This is a genomic window from Lutibacter sp. (assembly GCF_013139515.1).
Lineage (GTDB): Bacteria > Bacteroidota > Bacteroidia > Flavobacteriales > Flavobacteriaceae > Lutibacter.
The window spans coordinates 1-9,685 of sequence record NZ_WTAR01000091.1; the positions used below are offsets into that span (position 1 = coordinate 1).

At 31.2% G+C, this 9,685-nt stretch carries 11 protein-coding genes; 3 read left to right on the forward strand and 8 right to left on the reverse strand.

Annotation, left to right across the window (positions count from 1 at the left end; genetic code table 11):
- The 8 genes from GQ540_RS08685 to GQ540_RS08720 form a co-directional block, all read right to left on the reverse strand.
- On the reverse strand, positions 1-286 hold a 286-nt coding region (locus tag GQ540_RS08685), incomplete at its 3' end, for a hypothetical protein (RefSeq protein ID WP_291800104.1).
- Complete coding sequence (nrfD, locus tag GQ540_RS08690) at positions 283-1,599, reverse strand: NrfD/PsrC family molybdoenzyme membrane anchor subunit (protein WP_291800106.1); 1,317 nt, start codon at positions 1,597-1,599, stop codon at positions 283-285. The genes GQ540_RS08685 and nrfD, both read right to left, overlap by 4 nt.
- A 2-nt stretch (positions 1,600-1,601) precedes the next feature.
- Positions 1,602-2,579 carry a 4Fe-4S dicluster domain-containing protein gene (locus tag GQ540_RS08695; protein WP_291800108.1) on the reverse strand — a complete coding sequence of 326 codons (978 nt, stop codon included), beginning with the start codon at positions 2,577-2,579 and terminating at the stop codon, positions 1,602-1,604.
- Positions 2,580-2,592: 13 nt separating this feature from the next.
- On the reverse strand, positions 2,593-2,865 hold the full coding sequence (locus GQ540_RS08700; RefSeq protein WP_291800109.1) for a hypothetical protein: 273 nt from the start codon (positions 2,863-2,865) through the stop codon (positions 2,593-2,595).
- A gap of 280 nt (positions 2,866-3,145) precedes the next feature.
- On the reverse strand, positions 3,146-3,994 hold the full coding sequence (locus tag GQ540_RS08705) for a DUF5777 family beta-barrel protein (protein WP_291800111.1): 849 nt from the start codon (positions 3,992-3,994) through the stop codon (positions 3,146-3,148).
- Positions 3,995-4,012: 18 nt separating this feature from the next.
- Positions 4,013-4,411 (reverse strand): hypothetical protein, encoded by a 399-nt coding sequence (locus GQ540_RS08710; protein WP_291800113.1) that lies wholly within the window; start codon positions 4,409-4,411, stop codon positions 4,013-4,015.
- 80 nt (positions 4,412-4,491) lie between these two features.
- Positions 4,492-5,727, reverse strand: coding sequence for an ethylbenzene dehydrogenase-related protein (locus GQ540_RS08715; RefSeq protein WP_291800115.1), 1,236 nt, complete (start codon positions 5,725-5,727; stop codon positions 4,492-4,494).
- A 97-nt stretch (positions 5,728-5,824) separates the two neighbouring features.
- Positions 5,825-6,925 (reverse strand): hypothetical protein, encoded by a 1,101-nt coding sequence (locus GQ540_RS08720; RefSeq protein WP_291800117.1) that lies wholly within the window; start codon positions 6,923-6,925, stop codon positions 5,825-5,827.
- A 427-nt stretch (positions 6,926-7,352) separates the two neighbouring features.
- Here GQ540_RS08720 and GQ540_RS08725 point away from each other — a divergent pair, with 427 nt between their 5' ends.
- The 3 genes from GQ540_RS08725 to GQ540_RS08735 all read left to right on the forward strand — a co-directional run.
- The gene (locus GQ540_RS08725; RefSeq protein WP_291800119.1) at positions 7,353-8,660 is read left to right on the forward strand and encodes a dihydrolipoamide acetyltransferase family protein; all 1,308 of its coding nucleotides are present in this window, start codon (positions 7,353-7,355) and stop codon (positions 8,658-8,660) included.
- A 204-nt stretch (positions 8,661-8,864) separates the two neighbouring features.
- Positions 8,865-9,323: a (2Fe-2S)-binding protein gene (locus GQ540_RS08730; protein ID WP_291800120.1), complete on the forward strand. Its 459-nt coding sequence runs from the start codon at positions 8,865-8,867 to the stop codon at positions 9,321-9,323.
- A gap of 1 nt (position 9,324) precedes the next feature.
- Positions 9,325-9,685, forward strand: a 361-nt coding sequence (locus GQ540_RS08735) for a molybdopterin cofactor-binding domain-containing protein (protein WP_291800122.1), incomplete at its 3' end; no start/stop codon positions are given.

The following is a 9,685-nucleotide window of genomic DNA, read 5'->3' on the forward strand; positions in this document are numbered from 1 at the left end:
CAAACCTACTTTCACCTTTCATATTGGTGATTGTTTTACCTATTTTAACTTTTTCATCATCAAATTCATTATAAATAGTTATTTCAATATTAGAAACTTTAATATTTTGTTTTTTTACTTTTGATGAAGCTTTAATGTGAAAATAGATTTCACCGTCCATTACTTTAACATATTGCGCTTTTAATCTAACCTTGCTTTTCTTTATTTTCTGTGCAAAACTTGAAGAGATACAAAAAACACTTAATAATACAAGAAAAAAGTGACGAATATTTAATTGGTTTTTCATGATTTAGTATTTTTATCGTTTTTTAACAATTCTTGCTCTTCTGCTGTTCTTTGAATTGGAATTACAGGTAAGTATCTAACTAATATTGTTATAATTAACAATGCCATTGCAAGTGTAGCAAGTGTAATTAACCATTCATGAATACTTGGAAAATAGTGATGCCAAGATTCAGGTACACCTTGTATTGGCATAAATGGGTGTAATAATGTAGGTGTTACAATAAGATAACGTTTCCACCAAGAGCCTATAACTACAGCTAAACCTATGATAAACATTGGTAATGGTTTTCTAAATTTTTTAAACATTAAAACGATTGAAGGAATTATTAATCCGCCAACAATTACTAACCAAAATAAAATTGAATAGTGTCCTGTAAATAATTCATCTAAATGCGTTAATTCGCCTTTTTTAGCTGTAAATACGGGAATTAAATACTCATTAATGTTAAAATACAAATAGGTTAAACAGGCAAGGACTAAAAATTTACCTAGTTTATCAAAATGTAATAGTGTAATGTAATTTTCTAGTTTGTAAACTCTACGTATTACATAAATAACAGTAACTAAAGCTCCAACACCAGCAACAAAGGCTCCAGATATAAAATAAGCTCCCATATTTGTACTGTCCCAACCAATTCTATACGTTGTTGAAAATAGCCAGGCATCAATAGTTTGAAGTATTAAACCTATTGGTATAATCATTATAGCAATAATTTGAATAGATTTTGTTTGTATTGCTTTTTGAGCCTTGCTACCTGTCCAGTTTAATGATAATATTCCATACCATTTACTTAGAAATGGACTTTCATCTTTAAAATGCTTTTTAAGGATTGCTAAATCAGGAATTAAAGGGAAATACAATAATAAAAAACTCACAGCAATTGAAGTTGGTATTATTATTACATCCCAAGTAATTGGTGATTGTAATCTAGCGTGAATAAATAGATTTAACAATCTATCTGGTCTAGCCATATCAATCATAATTGTAATTCCAGCCATTACAATTGCCGCTAAAGAAATAATTTCAGCAATTCTAACTATTGGAGTTCTCCAATTATTATTGGTTAATCTTAAAATGGCTACAGTTACTGAACCAACAAAACTTGTAGCTACAAAAAACACGAAATTAGAAATGTATATTCCCCATAATGCGTAATCACGCATGTTGGTTACTACCTGTCCTTTAATTAGTTGGTCTATATAAGCAATAATCCCAATAATAATTATTATAAGTAATGAGCTTGTCCATATAACACCTAGCTTACCAAATTTTTTGGGAGCTAAATCTTTAAGAAGTGTATCGTAATTTTTCATAATTATTCAGGTTTTTCAACAGATTGAAATTCAGTATAGTGCTCTAATCCATCTTCAAAATTCACCAACCTATCAACAGGAGGTAAATAATAAACGCTAGGATCGGTTCCTAAGCCTTCCATTAATCTGTAACCAGATTTATCTTTTAATAATTTACTTAATCGTAAAGTTTCATCTCCATTTGTAACTGTATCTTCATACTTGTCTCCAAAATAAAATACGCCGTTAGGGCAAGCTGTTACACAATGAGGAAGTTCACCATCTTGAATTGCATGTGGGCAAAAGTCACATTTATCAACAGTACCTTTTATACTTGGTAAACCTGCGTGTTCTGGAGTAGAGTGCATTTCTTCTCCCATATCCATAGCCAACGTTATTTCACCTTGGTTAGGTTCACTCCAATTAAAAACTCTAGTTGCATAAGGACAAGCAGCCATACAAAACCTACACCCAATACAACGTTCGTTGTCAATTAAAACTAATCCATCTTTTCTTTTAAATGTAGCATCAACAGGGCAAACTGTAACACAAGCTGGTTTATCACAATGCATACAAGTTGTAGGCATCCAGTAGGGTGAGGTATCTTGAGATTCTTGCATTTTATAGACCTTTAACCAAGCATTATCACCTGTTATATAATGGTGTTTATTGCAGGCAACTTGACATTTTAAAGCGTTTTTACACTTTGCCAAATCTATAACCATTACAAATTTTCTATTTGGAATTCCTTCTCTAACATCATGGTTTAAATGATCTTCTTTTGTGTGATGATCCATTTCTACAACTTCTGAAGAATCTACTTGGATAATAGTTCCATCAGTAGTCATTAACTCCATTTTTTCACCAGAATCTTTATCGGTTTGAGCGCTTAATTTTGAAGCTAATTTGGTTAAACCAATTCCGCCAATTGCAGTAATTAAACCTACTTTTAATCCTTTATCAAGAAATTTACGTCTTGAAGTAGTATTTTTATTTTTCATAATTAGCTATAAATTAGAGTTTTCGGCCAAGCCAATTTAGTAATGACTTATTTGAAATATTCTTTTCAACTATTTTTGACTTTTGTAGCGTACTAACTTTAACCTTTACAGTAGAACCGTCTGGTTTTAATAAAGTTTGGTATGCTTCATTTTCATCTTCTAAATTAGGTTTTTTATTATTTGTAGACTTTCCAAATCCAAGAAAAGGAAGTAGTAAAGCACCTCCAAATATTGGTAAAATACCTCTTCTAGAAATTTTTGTTTGTTTGTTAGATTGCTGCTTCATAATTTATAATTAGTAATCAATATTTTTTTAAACGTATATAAATTTAGCAATATGACTGATGATATTTTATGATATTAATCAGTTTTAACACCAAGTTAACTCACTGTTTACCAGTTTATTAATTAAATTTTTAACTGTTAAAAATAAATCATCACACATTTTATGTCGTATTTGTTACAATGTAACCGCTGCTATTAAAAATTTCATTATAAAATAAAAAACAAGGTAAAAGCAAAATAGCTAAAACCTTGTTTTTTATTTTATTGATTTTATATCAATACTAGAAATTGTATACTCTTGTAATATTAAATCCAATCATGTAATCTCCTTTAAAGAAATCATTTGTATTAAACATAATATTTTTTTGAGCAACTAAACCATTATAATTGGTTGCAAATAATTGAAAAGCGTGAGCTGAAGTTGAAAATTCTACACCAATACTAACACCAGGATGTGGATTATCTTGTAAAAACTCTGTTATTGGTTGTGTATAATCTAAAATTACAGAAGTTTGAGGACTAATTTTATAACGTCCACCAAAAGCTATTGCAACCATATCATTTCTCATTGTATTTTCAACAATATTATAATGTGAAATACTTGGAGCAACTTGTAAAGATAATTTAGAATTAAATCTACGTGCAATAATTAACTGATTGAAATTAGAATATCTATCTTGAAGATTATCAAAATTTTCTTTAGTACGTGCATTTACAGTAAAATTACCATAATAAGAAACGCTTACAGGCATTTTATTAGAGCGTGTTTGTCTTAATAATGCAACTTTCCAGTTAAAATCTTGTAAACGATCAAACTTTGTAGTTCCATAACCAATAGTTAATCTTTCATGAATTGAATAAGACAATCCAATTCTAATATTTGAAGGAGCCCAAAAACCAGCTAAATCATTAGTACCACCATTAACTAGCCCAAATCTGTGTGCCATTTGCACCTCCAATGCATTTTTATTGAATAAAACATTAGTTGGGTTATCTATTAGTGAAGCACTTTCAAAAGCAGGTCTCTCTAATTTTTCTTTAACCTTTTCTTTTTTAGTTTCATCTTCTTGCGCAAATGCAACAAAAGGAAGAACCAATAAAATAAAAAGTATTTTTATATAATTTTTCATATGTATCTTCTTTAACGATTAATTATTTAAAGCTCCTTGATTGATCCAATCCTTTACTAAATTAATTTTAGTTTGATTCCACGCTGATCCAGGAGGCATTAATGATACTCCTCCAGTTCCTAAAAGAGATTTGTACAATGTACTAGCATCTGCATCACCTGCCACAACATAACCATTTAATAAGTTATCAAATGAATTTGTGCTAAGTGTTGGAGGTGTACCTCCATGACATCCTGTACATTGACCCCAAAGTGGAACTATATCATCTTGATAAGATATTACTGTATCTCCGCCGCCACCATTATCGGTACCATCATCAATAATAACATCTTCATATTCAGGAAATGCATCATAATAACACGAATTCAGTAGTAAGCCACTGCATACGATTATTAAAATTTGAACTATTTTTTTCATGTGTAAGTTTTTTGGTTAAATAATCTTTCTTTTGGTTTAAAAGTGCAGGTTTTTGTTACCTGCACTTTTAATTTTAAAGATTATTGTTCTATTTTCATTGTTAAGAAATTAGACATACCATGTCCAATTGCAGCATTGTTAAATATTGCTAATCCAAAAGGGATAGATTGACCTGGTGCAAAACTCGCATCTGTAGGGTCTCCTGTTTCTAATTTTCTCATAATTTCTAATTGCCATCCTGAACCAGTATGCTTAGCTTTAATTCTAACTTCAGATCTACCATCAGCCCCTTGTCCACCTTCGTTGATAATTACACTAGGCATTCTTTTGTTACCAAATCCTTGAGCGTAAGCTGGAGATTCAGCAACTGGATCAATAATTGTACCATCTGATAATGTTAATTTACCATCAGCAGCAACATTAGTTACAGCTATTGCAGTTCCTCCATCAATTTCAGCTTGTGTAATCCAGTAGTAATTTGTTCTGTTTTTTATTACATATTTTGGACTGCTATATCCTGTAACATCATCTGTGAATTTCATAGAAGTACTATATGGTGAAATTCCATCATCATTTTTTCTTCCGTTAGCAGAAGCTTTTCCGAAATCATCTTCCCATTGTACAAAACCATCATCACAAGCTTCAGCTATTGCATGTCTGTCACGTTTCCAGTGCCAGAAATCTGCAAGTTCACCTTCGTTTTTCATGTAGTGTCTTGTAGCTTTTTCTCCTGCTTCAGCATCTGTTAAACCACGATGGCAAGTAACTGTACAAGTACCTCCTGCAAATCCTTCTGGATTTCCAATAGGGAACATCATACCAAATTTATCTTCATAAAATTTATCATTTTTATGATTCGCATATTTGTTTTCTTGTCTCCATTTAGTACCATCATAATACCAAGATTGACGATCTCTACTATCTGAATCATCTTCCCATTCAAATAATAAGTATAAATTGGTTCCATCATGTCCTCCTCTTAGAGAGTATTTATAACTTTCTCCTGTATAAGGATCAAATAAATCAGTAGGTTCAAGAGATAAATCTCCATTACTTGAACTGTTTAATGTTATTGTTTTATCTCCTGCAGTAGTAACTGTTGCAGCACTTAATAAAGGTCTTGCTTCACTCCAAACAGCATCAATATCACCATCAAATGTAGGAGCTGTTGAGAATTTTTTTACTAATAATTCATCTGTACTAGATCCAACACCTGGGTCTACTACAGGAACAAGTGGCGTGTCATCGTGAGTACAATTTACTAATGTAATTACGGCTAAAACCGCAAGGGCTAAGTTTATATTAAATTTTTTCATTACTTTTAATTATTATTATTATTATTATTATTATTATTATTATTATTATTATTTAAAAGTTCAGGAGTGTGTACAGCATTCCTGAACTTTTTTAAATTTATGGTTGTAATGCCTCAATTGAATTTTTTATTAATGCTCTTGCATAAGCTGGATTGTGGATACCTCCACTTTTATCTTCAAGGATAAATAAATAGTTCCAAGCAGCTTCAGCTTCAGTAATTGTAAAGATTCCTTCTTGTGGATGTCCGTCGTGAATAATTCCAACGATAGGATCTCCAGTTTCAGCATCTTCACCGGTAACATTTGCTAATAAGCTAGCAAGTGTTTCCATGTCTTCAGTTAATCCACTTACCTCACTTGGAGCACCACTTGTGTGGCATGTAGTACATGCATTATCTGTTTGAACCCAAGAGTGTGCACCATCTGTACCGTCAGTAGTTTCACCCATATGACATTTAACACATGATGATCCTGTTCTATGAGTTGAAGATCCAACTCCTGGATACCCTTCAGATCCAGCAATATTTGCTCCTTGAATACCCTCTATTAAAGTGGCTTGAGGCCCATGATGTGGCCCCCAATGCGAGCTAGTTATTGTAAATGTTCCATCTATAGATGTTGGTGTTACAGTTCTTGGTTGGTGGCATTGTGCACATGTATTACTTGTGTCTCCAAAATCAATTGTTTTAGTTTCGTCAACAATTAATGTAACAGGTTCAAAATTTCTTAATGCATAATCGTAACCATCATTTTCAAAATCAAATGTACTGTGCTTTTCATGGCAAGTGGTACAAGATATAATTGTAGGATTGCTGATTGTTGCAGCTGCTTCACCATTAACATAGTCAATATATCCTTCATTTGAGTGGCAACGTGCACAACTTCCATAAAAGAATGATTGATTTGTGTAATCAGTAAGTGTTGAGCCATCATACATTATAGTTTGGTTATTATGACTAGATAATAAATATGATGCATCGATTGGAGTTCTGTGATCTTCAGAGTGACAAGCAACACACGTTGCTGTACCATCTACTCCATTAGCTCCATCATCTCCATCAATACCATTTGAACCATTTGTACCATCAATACCAGCAACACCTTGCGGTCCAATTAGTGCATTTTCACTAGTACATTGGATGAACATTAAACTTGATGCTAAAATCATCAAAAAACCAATTAATTTTACATTTTTCATAATATTAGATATTTGTTTGTTTTAAAGCTTATGTAAATTTAGTTACATAAACACTGTTTAATACTGATAAAAATCATCTTTTTTAAAAAAATATATAACTGATTATCAGGTATTTAAGCTTTATTTAGACTGTTTACAAATAATAATTATGTTTTTGAATGTAATAAAAGTTACTAAGTGTTGATATTTTAGTTATAAATGATTTTTTAATATTTGAATCCTGATTTAAAATTCTACTCATAATTATACATATTACGGATAAACACTTCAAAAAATAAAGAATCTCAAATTTTACAAGCTTAAATATTGATGATTTTATGAATATAATAATGTAAGTTGTCCTAACATATTTTACATAAAACACCCATACTGTAATAATGTAGACTATATTTTTTGTAAATTTGCAAATCTTAAAAAACAATACAAAATGGCAATATTTGAGGTGAAGCTGCCTAAAATGGGCGAAAGTGTTGCAGAAGCAACAATAACTTCTTGGTTAAAAAATGTTGGAGACTCTATTGAGTTAGATGAAGCTATTGTTGAAATTGCTACAGACAAAGTAGATTCTGAAGTTCCAAGCGAAGTTGAAGGGACACTTATTGAAATACTTTTTGAAAACGATGCCACAGTTAATGTTGGTGACACCATTGCTATTATAGAAACCTTAGAAGAAAACGCTATTAAAACTGAAATAAAAATAGCGAATAAAGCTACTGAAATTGTTTCAATTATTGAAGAAGAAATAAAAGAGCAAATTAAGCCTATTGAGAAAATTTCTGATTCAGGTAAATTTTTCTCTCCTTTAGTTAGAAATATTGCAACTACTGAAGGTCTTTCAATGGAAGAATTAGAAGGTATTAAAGGTACTGGAAAAGATGATAGAGTTACTAAATCAGACATATTAAATTACCTAGAAAACGATAGAAACACTATTAATACTCCTAAAAAACCTAAAGTTACTGAAGTTAAACAACCAAAAATTGAAAAACAAAGTAAAACAACAGCCACACCCGTTTCATTAAATGGTGAAGATGAAATAATTGAAATGAGCCGTATGGGCAAGTTAATTGCACATCATATGGTTGCATCTGTACAAACCTCAGCACATGTTCAATCTTTCATTGAAGTTGATGTTACTAATATTGTGAAATGGAGAGATCGAATTAAAGATCAATTTTTTGCTCGTGAAAACGAAAAAATTACGTACACTCCAATTTTCATGCAAGCAGTAGCAAAAGCAATTAAAGATTTTCCAATGATTAATATTGCTATTGACGGAGATAAAATTATAAAAAAGAAAGCTATTAATCTAGGAATGGCTGCTGCCTTAGCCGACGGAAATTTAATTGTTCCTGTAATTAAAAATGCTGATCAATTAAATTTAGTTGGTATGACTAAAGCTGTAAATAACTTAGCAAATAAAGCTCGTAAAGGAAAATTAAGTCCTGATGATATTCAAGATGGAACCTATACTGTTACCAATGTTGGTGGTTTTGGAAGCGTATTTGGAACACCAATTATTAATCAACCTCAAGTTGCAATTTTAGCATTAGGTGCTGTTAGAAAAGTTCCTGCAGTTATTGAAACTTCTGAAGGTGATTTTATTGGTATTCGTCACAAAATGTTTATATCTCACTCATACGATCATAGAGTTGTAAACGGCGCTTTAGGAGGTATGTTTATAAAAGCTATTAAAGATAGCTTAGAGTCTTGGGATGTAAACACTGAATTTTAAATATTTACTATTAAAATTTTATTTTCTTAACAATTACTTCACCTTATAAAAGGCAGAAGTTAAACTACCTATTTCAAATAAAAAACAAACAACATTTAACCTTAGCTTCGTTAAATTTCTGTTAAACAAAAAGAGTCTAAAAAACCATTCATAAAATATTCCTTAAATTGTTGGTTTAAATCAATAACTAACTAAATTTTTAATATGATTACACTTCGTATAAATGGAGAAAAACACACTATTGATGTTGCTCCAGATATGCCTTTACTTTGGGCTATTAGAGATATTGTAGGACTTACAGGGACAAAATATGGTTGCGGAATTGGACAATGTGGTTCTTGTAAAGTATTACTTGATAATTCACCCGTACAGTCGTGTATGATTCCTGTTTCAGCAGCTGAAGAAAAAAGTATTTTAACTATTGAAGGCGAATTTGAAAACTTGCAATTATTACAAGAATCTTGGGTAGAACTAAATGTCGCACAATGCGGATTTTGTCAGCCTGGGCAATTAATTGCAGCAGCAGCATTACTTAATAAAAATGACAATCCAACAGATAAAGATATTGATGATGCCATGATTGGTAATATTTGCAGATGTGGGACTTACCAGCGAATTAAAGATGCAATTCACAGAACTGTTGAACTTAAAAACCAAGACTAATATGAGTACTATAAAAAATATAAGTCGTAGAACTTTTGTTAGAAGTATTGGTTTAGCCTCAGGTGGTTTAATATTAGCTTGTAACACGTCTATTTTTTCAGATAAAGAAACTCTTAAAAATTTAATTGATTTTAATCCAAACTTATTTGTACAGTTAAATTCTGATGGGAGCTTAATTTTAATTGCTTCCCGTTCAGAAATGGGTAATGGTGTAAGAACTTCATTAACATCAGTAATTGCTGATGAAATGGAAGCAGATTGGGATAAAGTAATTGTAAAACAAGCTACTGGAGATGCTAAATATGGTGACCAAAACACTGATGGCTCTCGTAGTATTCGTTATTTATACGAAACAATGCGCC